General features: G+C 45.9%; 15 protein-coding genes. 8 read left to right on the forward strand and 7 right to left on the reverse strand.

Translation table 11 applies throughout. The annotated features are described in order from the left end of the window. The first annotated feature begins 166 nt into the window (after positions 1-166). The 3 genes from GJV22_RS08590 (at position 167) to GJV22_RS08600 (ending at position 3,979) form a co-directional block, all read left to right on the forward strand. A complete protein-coding gene (locus GJV22_RS08590; protein ID WP_163711705.1) occupies positions 167-358 on the forward strand; it encodes a hypothetical protein in 192 nt (63 codons plus the stop codon). 434 nt (positions 359-792) lie between these two features. After that, on the forward strand, positions 793-3,282 hold the full coding sequence (gene hrpB, locus GJV22_RS08595; RefSeq protein WP_238480302.1) for an ATP-dependent helicase HrpB: 2,490 nt from the start codon (positions 793-795) through the stop codon (positions 3,280-3,282). Then, the gene (locus tag GJV22_RS08600) at positions 3,275-3,979 is read left to right on the forward strand and encodes a DUF2293 domain-containing protein (protein WP_238480303.1); all 705 of its coding nucleotides are present in this window, start codon (positions 3,275-3,277) and stop codon (positions 3,977-3,979) included. The genes hrpB and GJV22_RS08600 overlap by 8 nt, the downstream gene beginning before the upstream one ends. 93 nt (positions 3,980-4,072) lie before the next feature. On the opposite strand, the gene GJV22_RS08605 is transcribed toward GJV22_RS08600, so the two are convergent. The 6 genes from GJV22_RS08605 to GJV22_RS08630 all read right to left on the reverse strand — a co-directional run bounded on the left by GJV22_RS08605 (position 4,073) and on the right by GJV22_RS08630 (position 10,103). Further along, complete coding sequence (locus GJV22_RS08605) at positions 4,073-5,269, reverse strand: ABC transporter permease (protein WP_163711710.1); 1,197 nt, start codon at positions 5,267-5,269, stop codon at positions 4,073-4,075. 18 nt (positions 5,270-5,287) lie between these two features. Next, the gene (locus GJV22_RS08610) at positions 5,288-6,472 is read right to left on the reverse strand and encodes an ABC transporter permease (RefSeq protein WP_163711713.1); all 1,185 of its coding nucleotides are present in this window, start codon (positions 6,470-6,472) and stop codon (positions 5,288-5,290) included. An 11-nt stretch (positions 6,473-6,483) separates the two neighbouring features. Then, positions 6,484-7,467 carry an HlyD family secretion protein gene (locus GJV22_RS08615; protein WP_163711716.1) on the reverse strand — a complete coding sequence of 328 codons (984 nt, stop codon included), beginning with the start codon at positions 7,465-7,467 and terminating at the stop codon, positions 6,484-6,486. 106 nt (positions 7,468-7,573) lie between these two features. Next, positions 7,574-8,980: a TolC family protein gene (locus GJV22_RS08620; RefSeq protein WP_163711719.1), complete on the reverse strand. Its 1,407-nt coding sequence runs from the start codon at positions 8,978-8,980 to the stop codon at positions 7,574-7,576. Positions 8,981-8,994: 14 nt separating this feature from the next. Beyond that, positions 8,995-9,462 (reverse strand): ferredoxin reductase domain-containing protein, encoded by a 468-nt coding sequence (locus GJV22_RS08625; protein ID WP_163711720.1) that lies wholly within the window; start codon positions 9,460-9,462, stop codon positions 8,995-8,997. Between the two features lie 83 nt (positions 9,463-9,545). Then, complete coding sequence (locus GJV22_RS08630) at positions 9,546-10,103, reverse strand: Crp/Fnr family transcriptional regulator (RefSeq protein ID WP_163711723.1); 558 nt, start codon at positions 10,101-10,103, stop codon at positions 9,546-9,548. A gap of 151 nt (positions 10,104-10,254) precedes the next feature. On the opposite strand from GJV22_RS08630, the gene GJV22_RS08635 reads away from it, so the two are divergent. Further along, entirely contained in the window at positions 10,255-10,653 is a 399-nt protein-coding gene (locus tag GJV22_RS08635; RefSeq protein WP_163711726.1) for a YchJ family protein, read from the forward strand. Positions 10,654-10,754: 101 nt separating this feature from the next. Further along, entirely contained in the window at positions 10,755-11,375 is a 621-nt protein-coding gene (locus tag GJV22_RS08640; protein ID WP_163711729.1) for a hypothetical protein, read from the forward strand. Between the two features lie 141 nt (positions 11,376-11,516). Here the strand turns inward: GJV22_RS08640 and tal are convergent, their stop codons facing one another. Continuing rightward, positions 11,517-12,473 (reverse strand): transaldolase, encoded by a 957-nt coding sequence (gene tal, locus GJV22_RS08645; protein WP_163711732.1) that lies wholly within the window; start codon positions 12,471-12,473, stop codon positions 11,517-11,519. Positions 12,474-12,818: 345 nt separating this feature from the next. Here tal and GJV22_RS08650 point away from each other — a divergent pair, with 345 nt between their 5' ends. From GJV22_RS08650 to GJV22_RS08660, 3 genes are all read left to right on the forward strand, one after another. Then, complete coding sequence (locus GJV22_RS08650) at positions 12,819-14,243, forward strand: TonB-dependent receptor (protein WP_163711735.1); 1,425 nt, start codon at positions 12,819-12,821, stop codon at positions 14,241-14,243. Between the two features lie 413 nt (positions 14,244-14,656). Then, positions 14,657-15,616, forward strand: coding sequence for an AAA family ATPase (locus tag GJV22_RS08655; protein ID WP_163711738.1), 960 nt, complete (start codon positions 14,657-14,659; stop codon positions 15,614-15,616). A gap of 15 nt (positions 15,617-15,631) precedes the next feature. After that, on the forward strand, positions 15,632-16,561 hold the full coding sequence (locus tag GJV22_RS08660) for a DUF58 domain-containing protein (RefSeq protein WP_163711741.1): 930 nt from the start codon (positions 15,632-15,634) through the stop codon (positions 16,559-16,561). Positions 16,562-16,574 lie beyond the last annotated feature (13 nt).

The raw sequence follows: 16,574 nt of genomic DNA on the forward strand, positions 1-16,574 counted from the left end.
AGTAAAATAACGCAAAACAGCTTGCTGTGTTTAGCGGATAGCGCAGCTTTTAGGATTATTAACAAAATTAAAATCCGGCGGTCATGACCGTTTTTGCATCCACGAAAGCATAAGTCCGGTGATTGTTTGCAGGTTACACCGGAACCAATGAAAAGTAAAAAAAAACATGACTGCATCGCAGCTGTTTGTCCGGAACAGCTTGGAGAACGTAGCTGCTAACCGGGGCACTCCAACTACGGAAGGGGGCCGTGCCGGCATAAGTGACGCGGAACGCATATTGTTTCCCGGGAGTGAGCTTATCAATCCGAGCGGTATGTCCGGCGCTCATGGTTTCCTGTCACATACTCCCGGCTGTTAGTGGTACTTCGGTGTATTGAAACACGTAAATTCAAGGCATACAAACGAACTCACTGACACCGTTTATTGGACACTCTCCAACTGACACAGTTATTTGAACATTCCCTATTGGACGTTGAATGAAGTGACAAAACTCGTGAGTTAAGCGACATTACTCGTGAATCAAGCAACATTACTCGCGAGTTAAGTGACATTACTCGCGAGTTAAGCGACATTACTCGCGAATCAAATGACATTACTCGCTAATAAAATGATAAGACTCGACTGTTAAGTGACTTCTTGGCGATAAAAAACGGGGTTTTTTGTGGGATATCGTTACATCGTAGAGAATGGAGCGTTAAGAGCAGCCAATGTTTGAGGGCTTTTCCTATTTTTGCGTTCGCTTTCCGCAAGTAAGCTGTCGGGAAGTCTGCATCCATTCAAATGAAAACTGCTTTGACATTTAATATTCATGATATCGATCTTCCTGTTGTTGCGATTCTGGAAGAGATCCGCGAAAAACTGAGACAGACCAACACGCTGATTATCACCGCACCGCCCGGGGCGGGGAAGAGTACACTGGTTCCATTGGATTTACTGAAGCTGGATGAGTTAGCCGGTCAGAAAATCATCATGTTGGAACCTCGTCGTTTAGCGGCACGCAGTATTGCCGAGCGCATGGCCTCATTGCTGGGCGAAGACGTGGGAGAGACCGTTGGGTACCGCATCCGGTTTGAAAACCGGGTAAGTGCAAAAACAAAAATCGAAGTGGTTACCGAAGGAATCCTCACGCGCATGTTACATGCCGATAATTCGTTGGAGGGAGTGTCGATGGTTGTGTTCGATGAATTTCACGAACGCAGCATCCATGCTGATGTCGCCTTGGCGCTTTGTCGTGAAGCACAGCAAATCCTTCGTCCCGATTTGCGTATTGTGGTGATGTCGGCAACATTGAATTTGCCGCTTTTGTCTGAAATATTGCAGGCGCCTGTGATCCAAAGTGAAGGACGGCAGTTTCCGGTTGACGTGATTTACAGTGGTGAAAGCGATCTTCGGATGTTGGCTGAACTGGCTGCGCAAAACGTTATGCGGGCTCTTCGTGAACAAGAAGGCGATGTGTTGGTCTTCCTGCCTGGTGAAGGAGAAATTCGAACCTGTGAAAGCCTGCTGAAACGCGAGAAGCTTGATCTGGAGATTCACCCGCTTTACGGTATGCTTCCCAAATCGAAACAACTGGCGGCTATTTTCCCAAGCCGGAGAGGAAACCGGAAAGTTATTCTGGCAACTTCAATTGCCGAGACCAGCTTGACGATTGAAGGCGTTCAGGTGGTGGTGGATTGCGGCTATGCCCGTACTGCCCGTTTCGATCCCAAGTCAGGCTTGTCGCGGTTGGAAACAATCCGGATTTCAAAAGACTCAGCTGATCAGCGCGCCGGACGTGCCGGACGGTTGGGCCCCGGAACCTGCTACCGGATGTGGACAAAAGCAAACCAGGAACAATTGGCCGAACATCGCATTCCTGAAATTATGGAAGCTGATTTGGCTGATTTGGTGCTTGATTTGGCACAATGGGGAATCATGGATCCAAACCAACTGAGTTGGCTCAGTCCTCCGCCAAGGGGTGCTGTCGCTCAGGCATCGGAGTTGCTCCACCAATTGGATGCTTTGGAGCAGGGGAAAATAACTGACTTGGGAAGAGAACTTCATCGTCTGCCTTGCCATCCAAGGATTGCTCATATGTTGGTCATGGCCAGGGAAAACGGTCAGATGGAATTGGCAACCGATTTGGCTGCTGTTTTGGAAGAACGTGATCCTTTGGGAAAAGAAGCCGGTATCGATATCAACCTGCGGATTGAAGCCCTCCGCAAGCAGCGAGGGGAAAATCGCCTGTCGAATAAAATGAAGCGGATTGAAAAGATTGCTGAATCGTACCGCAAAATCATTGGTTGTAAGCCAAACAATGAACCCGTTAATCCGTTCGAAACAGGTTTGTTGCTGGTATTTGCCTATCCGGAGCGGATAGCGTTTGCCCGCCCCGGAAATAACGCGCCCTTTCAATTGTCGAACGGCAGCATGGCCAGAGCAGGACACCAGGATGATTTGGCTCACGAACCCTGGTTGGCTGTTGCCCATTTGAATGCACGCGATGGAATGGGAACTATATTTTTGGCATCGCCGTTAGACCCAACCGATCTGGCACCCTTGGTTAAAAATCGGGAAGTGATTAGCTGGGACAGCAAAAAGGGCGGAGTTGTCGCCAACAGTGAGTTGCGTATTGGCAGCATTGTTCTGCAAACGAAACCATTGCCCAACCCGGATAAAAGCCATCTTCAAAAGGCCATTTCCGAAGCTGTTAAAAAGGACGGAGAGCACCTGCTCAACTTCAATGAAGAGGTTACCCAATGGCAAAATCGGGTGATGAGTATCCGTAAATGGCTCCCCGATGGTGACTGGCCCGATGTTTCAACAACAGCCTTGCTTCAAAGTAACGAGCAATGGCTATCGCCCTATTTGGAGGGTGTTCGCAAAGCGGACGATCTGAAAAAAATAGACTTGACCAATGTGCTGCATTATCATCTGACTCCTGAACAGCAGCAAACGCTTGACCGGCATGCACCGGCGCGGGTTAAAGTACCAAGTGGTTCATCGGTTAAGCTGAGTTACCAGTCCAATGGTGCGCCGCCTGTTTTGGCAGTGCGTCTGCAGGAAGTTTTTGGACTGGCCGACACGCCCTCGGTGAACAATGGAAAGATCAATGTGCTGATGCACTTGCTGTCTCCGGGATACAAGCCGGTACAGGTAACATCGGATCTTCGCAGCTTTTGGAACAACACTTATTTTGAAGTCAAAAAGGAACTGAAACGTCGCTATCCGAAACATGCCTGGCCGGAAGATCCGTGGACAGAAGAAGCCATTCGCGGCGTAAAACGCAAGAAAAATGATTAGAAAGGAAGAGCAAATTCAGCTCGTAACGCCCGGCAAGAACGGACAATTGTTGAATGAATACGGTATGCCTGTTAAGCCACCATCAGACTGGCGTTTTCTACCGGCCGGAGATGCCGGTGTAACTCGTAAAGTTACTGCTCAGGGCAAATACTGGCGGGTGCAATATAAAAAAGGACGGAAGACCATCTCCAAAGGTGTTTGGGCACCGGCTGATACCATTAATCAAGCCCAGTCGGAAGTTAAAGCTGTTAGGGAGACCGACAGCTACCGGACGAAACGCGCGGCCGAATTAAAGCGTCGCGAAAAGAAACAAGAGTTGTATCAGGGGGAGTTTTTTCAGGCAGTGGAGGAGTACCTCAATTTTCATCCGGACTTCAAAGCTGTTGGGCATAAGATGGCACAAGCCATAACTGTTCATGCAACACCGGTCGGTAGCGGAACAGTGGCCCGAACACAACTGATTCCGTTAGAGGAACGGGCTGCAAAAGCAGTGATTGCCTGGATGCGTCATCAAACAACGGCTTACGACAATATGAAGATTGCCCGAATTAAGGGGGAACGACGGGCTGTTCGCAGGGAGTTAGCGCAACGATCGGTTCAGCTGCTGAATAACTACAGAAAGGGATTGCCAATTGCCGGTAACTGCCCCCTTTGGCGTGCTGTTCACTCGGATAATCCATCAGAACACCGGGATTAGAAAAAAGAAAACCGCCTCAAAAAACAGGTTCTGAGACGGCACTTTAAAAAGTTGTTTTCAGTCAACTTCTCAGGATATATGATATAGCGATAGCTAAATTTCGTTGTGGAGTTCCTGCTTCCGCGATAACTGCCAAAACCGAAGAACGGCCGTGCTGAAAAAGACCAGACAAAGCGTCCAGAGCGCATTCAGCTGGGGTTGGACGGCAGTCAGATCAGCTCCAAATATTTGAAGTTTCACAATCCCCTGAATTCCGTGTGTACTGGGAATAATGTAAGCCAGCCATTTAAAAAACGGCGGGAAGGCTTCGACCGGCCAACTGATTCCACTCACAAACAGAAAGACAAAGGATGAGAACAGGAATAGCATCATCGATTGTACTCTGAAGCGGAAATAAGTTGATAGCCACATGCTCAGAAAAACCGAGGCCAGCACATAAGGGACAAGGAAAAGCATTACATCGACCGAATTGCCATGGATGGGAAATTCGAACCATTTAAAAATGACAATAAACAGGTAAAACGAGGCCAGCATGAAGATGAAGAAATAGGTGAGGGCACGTCCCAAAAACCAACTTTCCCATCCACGTTCGGTCACAACTTTGGGAAGGACAAATTTACCCTCATTGCTTTCGCGATGGGTGCCACCAATCATTCCAATGCCAATCAGCAGCAGCTGCTGAATAACTAATGCTGCAATTGCCGGCATCAAATAAGTACCATACCCCCCCGAAGCGTTAAACAATGGTTTCGAAACCAAATTCACCGGATTTATTTTGGCCATCAGTTGAGACTCGGGAACTCCCGACATCAATAGTTTTTTGGCTTGAACACCTCCGCCAAAAGTAAGGCCTGTTTTGGTTGCTGTCGTAAGCACTGTTTTGTAATGCATCAAGTAACTACCGTCGCTATAGACGCCAATATGAGCCTGTTCGCCACGCAGTACATCGCGCTCGAATCCCTTATCGACCGTAATGATTCCGTAGATCTTCTTATTCAGAAAGAGCTGTTGGGCCTGGTGAAAGTCCTGAACTTTTTCGGCTACTGAAAGGGTAGATGTAGCATCCAGCATATTGATGAAAGTGCGACTGGTCTGGCTGTTATCCAAATTGATTACAGCTACCGGCAAATCCTGCAGCGCTTCTTTTTGGTAGACAAATGAATACAACGCCGGATAAATCAGCGGGGCCACAAAAAAGATAAGAACCACGCCCGAATCTTTAACGATGCTGTACAGCTCAAGTGAGGCAAAGTAGACAATGGACTTTATTTTTTCGAACAACGGGTTCATTTTACGTGCTTTTTAAGTTTATAATCGGCCATAATACTTCGGATCTGCCAGTATTTTTTTCATCCGGGGAATTGAAAGCACCGGCAAAATCAGAAAGCCGCACATCAAGGCAATTCCGGCAAGACCGTTCACGAAAGACGCTCCGTAAAAGGCTTGATTTAGCATCAATTCAAGATAATGGGTGAAGGGGAAGAATTGCGAAATCGTTGAAGCCGTTTCGGGCATTCCGGATAACGGAAAAGTCAATCCTGAAAAGCTGAAGGCCAACGCGCCTAAAATGGCGGAGACACTTACTGCAAAGCGCATATTGGCCGACCAGGCAATCAGGGTGAACGAAATGCCGAGGTAGCAGCAAATCATTAAGATCAGTCCCGATTCGGTTATGATCCGGCTTCCATACATCGGAACGGATAGATAATCAAACAGCACACTGTTATAAATCAGCCCGACGATTGTGAATATAAGGGCATAGGGAAGCAGTTTACCTAAAACGGCCTTCCACATCTTATTGTCGGCATAGGCCAGCCATTCCTTGCCCGTTCCGTTGCGCAGTTCCCTTCCGATTGCATAACCGCCCACCATCAAAACAAAAATTTGAAGCAGGGCCGGCAAGATGCCTGCAACGAGATAGAACAGGTAGTTCACCGTTGGGTTAAACATCACCTCTGAATCAATCACAATCGGTTGCGCTCTTTTCAAAGCAGATTCGTACGAATCGCCCGCCATCAGATTTCGCTTAACAGCAATACCGACTCCCATGGTCGCGGTAAGCTTGTTCACAGCCTTGCTCACAATCCCGGATGGAATCAGGAGTTCGTTGTTGTAATACATCGCGACGTTGGCCTGCTCACCCTTTAAGATCGCTTTTTCAAAGCCATCAGGGATGAGAACCGTTCCGTACGTTTTACTGGCAACCAATGCTGCTTCGGCCGCAGAAGGCTCGCTATAATCGCGGATTAGCTTCAGTTCGGGGACTGCATCGAGCATGCGAACCAGCTTTTGCGACAAGGCACTGTTGTCCTGATCAACTACCGCCAGCGGCAGATTCGTTGGCTGCTGAGCTTTGAACAATTGCGTAAAGAACAACAAGACGGCCAGTGGCAAATAGACCAGACACAGCCGAAGTGTGCGGTTGCCCAGAATCTCATGCCACTCCCTGCGCATCAATCCCCCAAATCCTTTATATTCGTCTTTTAGCAGCAAAATAGTCTGTATTAGTTGAATAATTCAGCATTCAATACCACACTCATCCCCGGCAAAAGTCCGTTAACCTTATTCACCGGTTTTAGCCGAACTTCAAACGTTTTCAAGTCGTAATCGCCTACCGACTTCGTAGCGGTATTTGTGGCAAAACTTCCAAGGGAATTGATAAAGCTGACTTCAACAAGCACATCTTTTAAGCCCAATGCGGGGATGGCTACCGGAAACTGCGTGCCAATTTTGACATTGGGAAGCCAATCTTCGCGAATGTTAAAATTGATCCAGCAATCATCCAAATCGGTGATGGTTACGACCGGAAGTCCCGGAGTAATCAGCTCACCTTCGTTTGGAATAACCGTCGATATCTGTCCGGTAATTGTTGCCAGCACCTCAGTCTCGTTGATATAAGATTCCACTTCGCTCACAGCTCCCGAAGCTTGGCTAACCAGGGCTGCAGCTGCATCTTTATCTTCCGTACGAGCGCCGTTTTTGGCCATCATATATTGCGATTCGGCTGCTTTAGCTGTTAGCACGGCCGCTTTCATTTGTGTTTCCACTTCATCGCGGCGTTGTGCCGGAACGACTCCTTCTTCGTAAAGTGTTTGGATGCGTTCATCGGTTTTCTTCATCAGGTCGGCAGCTGCTTCTGCTTTTTCCCAAACGCTGCGTGCGGCATCAATCTGTTCCGATCGGGCGCCTTTTTGTGCTTTATCGCTTTGCGCCGTGGCAGCTGCCTGAGCTGCTTCAGCCTGCATTAGTTTGGCGTATACTTCCGGACTGTCGATCACCATCAATGTATCGCCCTTGCTGACAAACTGACCTTCCTCGACATCAAGACGGGATACACGGCCCACGATTTTGGTGGCTACATTTACTTGTTTGGCTTCCACCTCGCCCCGCAATAAAACAGGTTCAGGGCTGACAAAGACCCACCCATATACTGTTACTGCAACCAGTACGACGAGAATGGCAAACAGGAGATAAGCTTTTTTATTCATAGTATTCGTTCGTTAATGGGCGTGTCTGCAATTCATAAGTCGTTCAAATTCGGGTGAATCGCTTCGTGCCGCTAATCTGTTGTGCTTCTTGTTTAAGTATTTATTCTTAGTTTCGGTATTGATCGAAAGTGTCGCTGGCGCCGCAATATTGAAGCAGCGACGCAAGCGAAATGTCGTAGGCATAGGCTGCTTGGAGCTTGGCGATTCGAACTTTTTCCAGGTTTAATTGGGCGTCAACCACATCGGTCGACGTGGCCAGCCCATTGGTAAATGCTTTCTGACGGGCATCGAGGTATTCTTTGGCAAAGTCTTCGGTGGTGTTGAGCGACTGAAACTCATCGTAAGCTTTTCCCATGGTCTGATATAGCTTTTGAACCGCCATTTTCAAATCTTCGGTTGTTTTACTGTAGTAACTATCGACCTGTAGCGCCTGACTTTTGGTTGCTTTAATTTTATTGCTGCGCTCAAATCCATCGAAAAGATTCACTTGAACACCAACACCCACAAACCATTTGGGCGCTAACGATGTCAATTGGTAATCAACCAAATTTGCTCCTCCCATCAGCGCGACATCCGGAAGGTACTCCGATCGCTCGGCTTTCAACTTTTGTGAAACCAAGTCCCTGCGGGCATCAATTTGTCCCAAAAGCGGGCTATTGCTAAGTGCCAAATCCTGGTAGTACGAGAGCGGTTGAATATTTGTGGCGATAAATAACTCGTCGAGCGGAACGATATGTTGATTGGTTCCCAAGGTATTTTGAAGGGCACTTTGCGTGATTTCCAGGTCGCTGGTCGATGAACGGAATTCTCGGGCGGCATTTGCATAGGCAACCTCGGCATGTAGTCGTTCGACATGTGCAATTTGTCCTTGCTCTTCCAGTTTTTTAGCGTTATCGAGATGCTTTTCAATATTGTTTAGTGCATCCTGCCTGATCTTCAGAACACGCGAAGTAAGCTGAACACCGTAATAGCGACTCACCAGTTCAGTCACCTGTTGATTCGTCACTTCCCGCAAATTTTCTTCCGACTCGAATAAACGAGCTTCAGCAGCACCGTGAGCCGCATTTATTTTCCCGCCGGTGTAAATTGGCATCGCGAATGTTCCCATAACCACACCTAGTTGCTGCTCTTGCAAGGTTAACCCTAGATCGGTGGGAAGTGAAACTGAAGGAATGGTTCCGGCAGGCAGCAAGCTTCCGATTCCTTGCAAGAGATTCCCCAAAGGCTCTGTGATTTCCGAGAGATCGGCTTGCATCTCAATATCATCATCCATAATGGCATAAGTGCCGGTAATGCCAATCTTGGGCATGCGGTGGGCATTCGTAGCCTTCTTTTCATGTTCACTGGCTTCTTTTTGGTGAGATGCAACCTGGATGCTTTGGCTGTTTTCCATCAAAAATTGCAGCGACTCGCTGAATCCGAAATAAAGGGTGTCTGCCGGCGTAGTCTCCTGCGCCCGAAGTGCACTGGAAATCCCCATTTGCAACAAGATTAAAATCAAATATTTATTCATATATCGGTACATGTTTATTTCACATTTTTAATCAAGAGCTCCTGAATTTGACTACCTGATATACCCAACATTTCCAGCATTTCAGAAACAACCAGAATAAACTCGGGCCTTCCGGCTACCAGAAACCGGATCCTTTTGTACAACGAGCAATTGATCTCCAGCTCCAGCTTTTCCTGAATCGTCTCCCGTGAGTCTTCAGGGACGCTTGGATTGTAAGGAATAAAATGCACCTGGAATCGCTGCGGCATTCGTTTTGTGAGCTCATGCAGCTCCTGGTTGAATAGAGCCTTTTCAGCATCGTGCAGGTAGATCAGGCTAAGCATTTTGCTTCCGTCTCCCAATTTTTGTTTCAGAACCGGGAACGAATGTCCCAATCCGGGCTCATCGGCAATAAAAATGGAATGCACATGCGGATGCATCAACGCATCTAAAGTGCCGATTAATCGTTGGTATGAATGAAGCTGAAAGATGGTTGTATTCATCGCATTCAAATTGATGAATGCAAAGTTGAGCTGAAAAGAGGAGATATCTTTTGACCTGGATCAAAAAACGCTTTACCATCAAATTATTTCGTGCGGATTCGGCTGAGTGTTTCCTGCGTAATTCCCAAATACGAGGCGATATGACCAAGCGAAACATGCAATAAGATATCAGGATACTTTTCCAACATGGAGTTGTAGCGTTCGAGAGCCGGCTGAAACTGAATGAGATAATATTTGTCGCTCAACTGCCGGATAAATTTCGCCATTTCAATTTCATAGAGATGCAGGATCCCCGGCACCCTTTCGATCATTCGATGGAAGTCACTGTACATAAAAGAGGTGAGTTGAAGATCTTCTTCAGCCTGCAAGCCATACTTTGTCGGATCGTTGAAATAGACAGCATCAACCGGTAGCGTGAAGGTGTTCTCCTTGAGAAAGAAATACGTGATATCCTTTCCGTTTTTCTCATAGAAATTCCGCGCATAACCCTGTTCAATAAAATGAATAATCTTGCTTTTCGTATTCGGTTGGCGAATAATGTCTCCTTTCCCATATTGCTCAACCTTCAGAAATTGCGAAATATAAATTTCGTCTTCCGGTGTTAAATCAACATACGACTTCATAAAACTGATCAGGTCCATAATTATTGATGAGACTGGGTGTTTGATGGAAATTCTTGAATGATTAACAAATTAAGGAAGAAAATCAGACTTTTTGCCTTTGTGCAAATACTTTTTGTAAATCGGCCCCGACAACTAATGTTTTTCTATTTTAGCTTTTCAAATAGAGAATATGGCCGATAGTTTATGTCCTTGCGGATCGAAAAAGTTAAAGAATGCGTGCTGCGAGTTGATTAGCTCGGGAAAGCGCGAAGCAACAACAGCAGAGGAACTAATGCGTTCGCGATACACTGCCTTTACAAAGGCTGACGGTGCTTATTTGATGAAAAGTCACCACCCGGAAACCAGACCAGTAAAAGACCGAAAAGCGATTGAAAACTGGGCTAAATCGGTGCAATGGATGGGACTGGTTATTTTGGGGAAGCAAGCAGGAGAAGCATCCGATAGTAGCGGTCATGTTGAGTTTCGGGCTCTATACCTGGAACGAGGGGAAATGCATCAAATCCACGAAAACTCACTTTTCAGGAAACAAGGCGAAAAGTGGTATTACCATTCCGGAGTCCATTTATAGTCATCGCTTTTCCCGAAAATAGCTTCGAGAAATATGGCTTTCAGCTTGGACTAAAAATAACTTTCAGCGTACCTTTAAGGAAATCGACTAAAATTACGGAAATGAAAAAATTAATATTTGCCGTTACCTTCTTCCTTCTCGTTCTATGTTTGAAAGTTTCTTATGCCCAATCAGTGGAGTTCACCCCAATTGCAGGATATACCTTTGCCGATCGTTTTGACATTTATCGGGGCTATGGCCGTGTAGGCGGCGGATTTACCTTCGGCGGTACATTCGCTTATGTGGTTGATAGCCAGCTGGCTATTGAGTTGAGCTATTCACGCCAGGATGCGTGGGCTACTGCCTGGTCGGATTATTACGGTTTTGACTACGATGACAAGATCAGCGCTAATTATCTGCTGCTTGGCGGAACCAAAATTCTTCCGCTTTCGGAAGCCTTCCGTGTTTTTGGTGGAATGGGAGCCGGAATCGGGATTTTCTCCCCCAAAGGACGCGATTTGAACACCATCACAAAGTTCGCTGTTGGGGTCAAAGCCGGATTGAAATATTTCTTCACCGGGCGCGTTGGCTTTGTTGCACAAACAAGCCTGAACTTCCCGATTACTAATGCCAGCGGGTCCCTTTGGTGGGACGTCGGTAACGGCGCATCGGTCGGTGTATCGAGTACAGTCCCTTTTGTTCAGTTCGGTCTTTCAGGTGGCTTGGTCTTTCGACTGAATTAAAACGGCCAATTGACTCACTTCGGAGTCTTTCAATTCCATGCAGCCGCTATCTGCATCAGCTGAATATTGCCTGTCAATTTTATAAATGAAAAAGGCAGACCAAAATTGATCTGCCTTTTACGTTTATTATTTTTTACCCTGTTACAATTTCTGACTGATTTTTTCTTCCAGTTTGATGATGTCGGCAGCAAACTTGCGGATTCCTTCCGACAGCTTTTCTGTTGCCATAGCATCTTCGTTCATCATCCAGCGGAAGGCTTTTTCATCAAGTGAAATTTTCGCTTGATCATAACCATCCAGATCATCGGCTTTCAACTTTTGTTCCAGTGTTCCGTCCATTTCGTCCAGTTCTTTTAACAGGTTTGGCGAAATGGTCAGCAAGTCGCAACCGGCCAATTCGGTAATTTCACCTGCTTTGCGAAAGCTGGCACCCATCACCTCAGTTTTATATCCGTATTTCTTGTAGTATTTAAAAATCTCGGTTACCGATTCTACGCCGGGATCTTCACTGACGGGAATGTCATCTACACCACGATCTTTCTTGTACCAATCGTAAATGCGGCCTACAAACGGGGAGATTAACATGACTTTAGCTTCGGCGCAGGCAATGGCTTGGGCCATGCTAAACAGCAACGTCAGGTTGCAGTGAATACCTTCCTTTTCAAGGATCTCGGCTGCTTTGATACCTTCCCATGTCGAAGCGATTTTAATCAGAATCTTTTCCTTCGGTATACCTTCGTCTGCATATAATTTGATCAACTGGTGCGCTTTTTTCAAAGTGGCTTCCGTGTCGAATGACAGGCGGGCATCAACCTCTGTCGAGACGCGTTGCGGAACAATTTTCAGAATTTCGGTACCAAAATTCACCGACAACTTATCCATGCAAAGACTCAGTTGTTCTGCTTTCGAACCACCTTTTGCCTTGGCGTATTCCACCGCCTGATCAATCAGGTGTTGATATTTTGGATCTCCGGTTGCCGCATATATTAAAGAAGGGTTTGTCGTAGCATCTCGCGGTGTGAATATTTTCATTGATTCAAAATCCCCGGTATCAGCTACCACTACAGTCATCGTTTTCAATTGTTCCAACAAACTCATAATCGTTTATTTTTTAAGTTCACTTTAATAAACAGATCAGTTTCAGGAGAGTTTAGATTTCTTTCAACTTTTAAATTAAGTTAACACGACGGTCACAACTGTGTCGCAAGCTTCCGTTTTTAACGGGATCAAAAAATTTGTATCGAACCCTTAAATCGAACAAATTGTCGCGTTTTCAGATCAACACATCAGAAGCTGCTATTCTTTAAAAATCCTTAATTCTTGGGCAAAAGCAGTAAACAAATTCCACTGGCGAACGTTCCAAAGGGGGATTTGCTTAATTTGAATTCATTAACCGAAATAACAGCAGACTGCATGCTGTAACGCAATAAATTCATTCTCAACATGTCGAACACATTAGGTACGAAAGAAAAATCAGTACACATCAATATCGATTCAAACTACTATGGTTCCGTTGCCGAAATCGGTGGAGGGCAAGAGACCGCCAGACATTTATTTCAGGCCGGAGGAGCATCGAATACGGTTGCCAAAACGATTTCGGCATACGATAAAAGCTTTAGTGATCATTTCTACAACCATGGCGAGCCTTCGCGATATGTAGCAGAGGATCGGGTCAAGAAAATGGTTGAATACGAGTACAATGAGTTGTTGACCATTCTGGATAAAAAGATCGATCAAAAGTTTTTTGCCTTTGCCAATACGGTAGAGACCTTGAACTATACGAAAACAAACCAGGGAAGCGGCTGGCTGGGAATTGCCGTTGAAGGAACAGATCGGAAAAATCCGAACAAGATATTCATTCATGTGAAACTGCATGAGCGGGATACCCTATTACAGCAATACACCCTTGGAACCCTTGGGATCAACCTGATCTACGGGGCTCTGTTTATGTGGGAAGATCCGAGAAAGCTCTTGTTGACCTTGCTTGACAATTTAGATATTGAGCGGGTAGAAGTGGACTATATTTATGTTGAAGGACCCGGTTTAACCTGGGTTGACAACCGGATTTTGAACCTGATGCTGGTCAGTAATAATATGACGCCTGCAATCATGTTCGACGAAAGCGGAAAAGTGCAGCAACCCGGTGATATGTTGTACAAGAAGAACGTATTGTTAATGCGCGGTTACTTCCGCCCGGTGAATAACCTGGTCATTGAATTCCTCGAAGAAAGCCTCGAAGTTTTTAAACGCGACGAAGACTATCGCCCTGACAATACCATTGCTTTTTGTGAAATATCGCTCAACAACCTGATGCAGGACCGCAAAGTGGATGAGAAAGATTTCCTGCATCGCGTTGATTTGCTGAACATGGTCGGGCAAAGTGTAATGGTCTCGAATTTTAGCCGCTATTTCGAATTGGTCAATTATTTTGGACAATTTAAAATGATTAAGCTGCGGGTGATTATGGGGATGCCAACCTTCGACATGATCTTGGATGGTTCGCTTTACCCCGATTTGAGGGGAGGCCTTCTGGAATCAGTTGGAAAACTGTTCCATGAAAATGTCAAGCTTTACCTGTTTCCGTACATTGATATGAAAAGCGGTGAAATTATTTCGCCGGACACCGACCACTTTGAAGGTTCCAAAAAACTGTTGTGGCAGTACCTGAATGAAACTAAAAAGATTCTGCTCCTGGAAATTCAATCTGAAGATCTGATCAAACAAACTTCAGAACATATTCGGGAGTTAATCCGCAATGGCGATGAGCGCTTGTTAAATGTTTTGCCCGAAAAGGTTTATCGGCACATCAAAGAAAATTCGCTTTTCGATTATAACTGCAATAATGCGCAACAAACCGATTTGATTTAAAAGACTGAATCTTCCTTAAATGGTTGGCAGTTAAAAAAGATATTAAGTGAAACCGTTCAGGCTGTCTTGAACGGTTTTTTTCATATACAAAATTTGGGCGTTTCATACGCGGTCATGAGCGAAACACCCTTCCTTCAATTAACCGAATCCGATCCGGTTAAAGTATTTCCCCCAGCCAGTCCAATACCAATCATTTCTGGACTTCCGCTTTTCAGCTTTTAGAGAATAATTACTTCCGGCGACGAAAATCCGGTATCGTTGAAACTAGCCCGTAGTAAAACCCGAAGGAGCGATGATAATTGCACCAGACAAGTAATATTAGACTTTATCTGAAAAACATTACGATTAGTAGAATGTGTGTTTTAAAGAAATGTCATAACTTGTATGGTAACAATTTGAAACTCCAAATACCTATGGCTTACAATGAAATAGTAAAACTAAAAAAGCAGCTTAATGAATCGATCATTGGGCAGTCTGACTTGGTAGAGAAAATGTTGATTGTATTGCTTGCTGACGGGAATTTTCTACTTGAAGGGCTACCTGGATTAGCCAAAACAAGAGCAATTAAATGTCTGTCGAAGCTGTTGAAAAGCGATTTTAACCGCATTCAGTTCACGCCCGATTTATTGCCTTCCGACATTACCGGAACGACCATCTATCAGCCGGAGAGCGACGAGAAGTTTATTTTCGAACCGGGACCGATCTTCAGCAATCTGATCCTTGCCGACGAAATTAACCGTGCACCAGCAAAAGTGCAGGCTGCTTTGCTCGAAGCCATGGAAGAGCGGCAGGTAAGTGTGGCCGGTAAAACATATGCCATGAAACCACTCTTCATGGTAATGGCAACGCAAAACCCGATTGAGCAGGAAGGAACCTATCCGCTTCCCGAAGCACAAATGGACCGTTTCCTGATGAAGGTGAAAATTGGTTACCCGGATAAAGAAGCAGAGATGCAAATTCTGGATTTGGTACGAGGGGAGAAGTCTTCGACAACAGCAGGCCAAAGCGTACAAATTAATGAACAATCCGTTTTTGAGGCTCGTCGGGAGATTGCGAAAGTAGCCTTGACCGATGCCATGAAATCATATATAACCGATCTTGTTTTTGCGACCCGTTATCCGGAGAATGTAGACGGAGAGCTGGCCCAATGGATCGAGTGCGGCGTATCGCCAAGGGGAACCATTGCCCTGGATGTTTGTGCCAGAGCACATGCCTGGATGCACCAATCCGATCATGTTTCGCCCGAGAATATCAGGGCCATCGCCAAAGATGCACTTCGTCATCGCATCATCCTGTCCTTTAAAGCAGAGGCGCAGGGAATAACCACCGACGATGCGATCGATAAAGTTATTGAAAACGTGGCTTTGGCGTAATCTAAAACAAACGGTATGAATAAAGGAACATCCTACCAGCCCGAAGTTTGCGTGTCGTTTGATGACCTGGTACTGCAGCAGGAGTTCGCCGCATTTGTGAACTTATCATCCCGACAAGCGATTAAAAATGTACTCACAGGTCGACACGGATCAAAGCTGAGAGGTCGCGGACTCGATTTTGACCAGGTGCGCAAATATGTGCGGGGCGATGATGTGCGAAACATCGACTGGAAGGTTACTGCCCGTACTCAGACAACACACATCAAAGAGTTTTGCGAAGAGCGGGAACGTCCTGTCTTGTTAATCATCGACCAAAGTTCGTCCATGTTTTTTGGATCGGAGCGTTACCTGAAATCGGTGATCGCTGCCAGACTGGCCGCGATTTTAGGCTATCGCGTTCTAAAAGATGGAGATCGTGTGGGAGCAATGATCCTAAAGGATCAGGAAGCGGTGTACATCAAACCGGCAAATAACCGGAAAAACTGGCTTCATATTCTACAGGAAATTCATGAGGCAAACAACGAATTGCCGGGCAAGGATCATAAAAATCCGGAGACAGCAACCATTCAAAATTGGTTGGAGAAGGTTCAGCAACTAAAAACGCAAAATTACCTGATCATAGCCATTAGCGACTTTTTGTATTATCGCCCAACAGTGAAAGAAGTCCTGCTATCGCTGGCAAAACACAACGACGTGATCTTAGCCAAGGTGAACGATCGACTGGAATTTGCGATGCAGCAAGACCGTTGGGTCCTCAGTGACGGTGAATTTCAATCGAACTTTAACGGTAAAGACAGTGACATACACCGCAAATACGCTGCAATCACGAAAGAGTCGTTGGATCGATTTGAAGCCGAGTTGGCGCAAACCGGCATTCCTCTGATGCTCTTTAATACCACTGATGATGTTGACAAACAAGTGCACAAACATTTTGCCGGGTACTAATAAAGAATATTTG

It is taken from the genome of Mangrovibacterium lignilyticum, assembly GCF_010882175.1.
GTDB classification, from domain to species: domain Bacteria; phylum Bacteroidota; class Bacteroidia; order Bacteroidales; family Prolixibacteraceae; genus Mangrovibacterium; species Mangrovibacterium lignilyticum.

Excerpts from the sequence above, each read along its gene's own strand:
- GJV22_RS08635 (WP_163711726.1), top strand. The coding sequence starts at position 10,255 with ATGGCCGATAGTTTATGTCCTTGCGGATCGAAAAAGTTAAAGAATGCG.
- GJV22_RS08600 (WP_238480303.1), top strand. The coding sequence starts at position 3,275 with ATGATTAGAAAGGAAGAGCAAATTCAGCTCGTAACGCCCGGCAAGAAC.
- GJV22_RS08650 (WP_163711735.1), top strand. The coding sequence starts at position 12,819 with ATGTCGAACACATTAGGTACGAAAGAAAAATCAGTACACATCAATATC.
- GJV22_RS08620 (WP_163711719.1), bottom strand. The coding sequence starts at position 8,980 with ATGAATAAATATTTGATTTTAATCTTGTTGCAAATGGGGATTTCCAGT.
- GJV22_RS08655 (WP_163711738.1), top strand. The coding sequence starts at position 14,657 with ATGGCTTACAATGAAATAGTAAAACTAAAAAAGCAGCTTAATGAATCG.
- GJV22_RS08640 (WP_163711729.1), top strand. The coding sequence starts at position 10,755 with ATGAAAAAATTAATATTTGCCGTTACCTTCTTCCTTCTCGTTCTATGT.
- GJV22_RS08605 (WP_163711710.1), bottom strand. The coding sequence starts at position 5,269 with ATGAACCCGTTGTTCGAAAAAATAAAGTCCATTGTCTACTTTGCCTCA.
- GJV22_RS08630 (WP_163711723.1), bottom strand. The coding sequence starts at position 10,103 with ATGGACCTGATCAGTTTTATGAAGTCGTATGTTGATTTAACACCGGAA.
- GJV22_RS08660 (WP_163711741.1), top strand. The coding sequence starts at position 15,632 with ATGAATAAAGGAACATCCTACCAGCCCGAAGTTTGCGTGTCGTTTGAT.
- GJV22_RS08590 (WP_163711705.1), top strand. The coding sequence starts at position 167 with ATGACTGCATCGCAGCTGTTTGTCCGGAACAGCTTGGAGAACGTAGCT.
- tal (WP_163711732.1), bottom strand. The coding sequence starts at position 12,473 with ATGAGTTTGTTGGAACAATTGAAAACGATGACTGTAGTGGTAGCTGAT.
- GJV22_RS08615 (WP_163711716.1), bottom strand. The coding sequence starts at position 7,467 with ATGAATAAAAAAGCTTATCTCCTGTTTGCCATTCTCGTCGTACTGGTT.
- GJV22_RS08625 (WP_163711720.1), bottom strand. The coding sequence starts at position 9,462 with ATGAATACAACCATCTTTCAGCTTCATTCATACCAACGATTAATCGGC.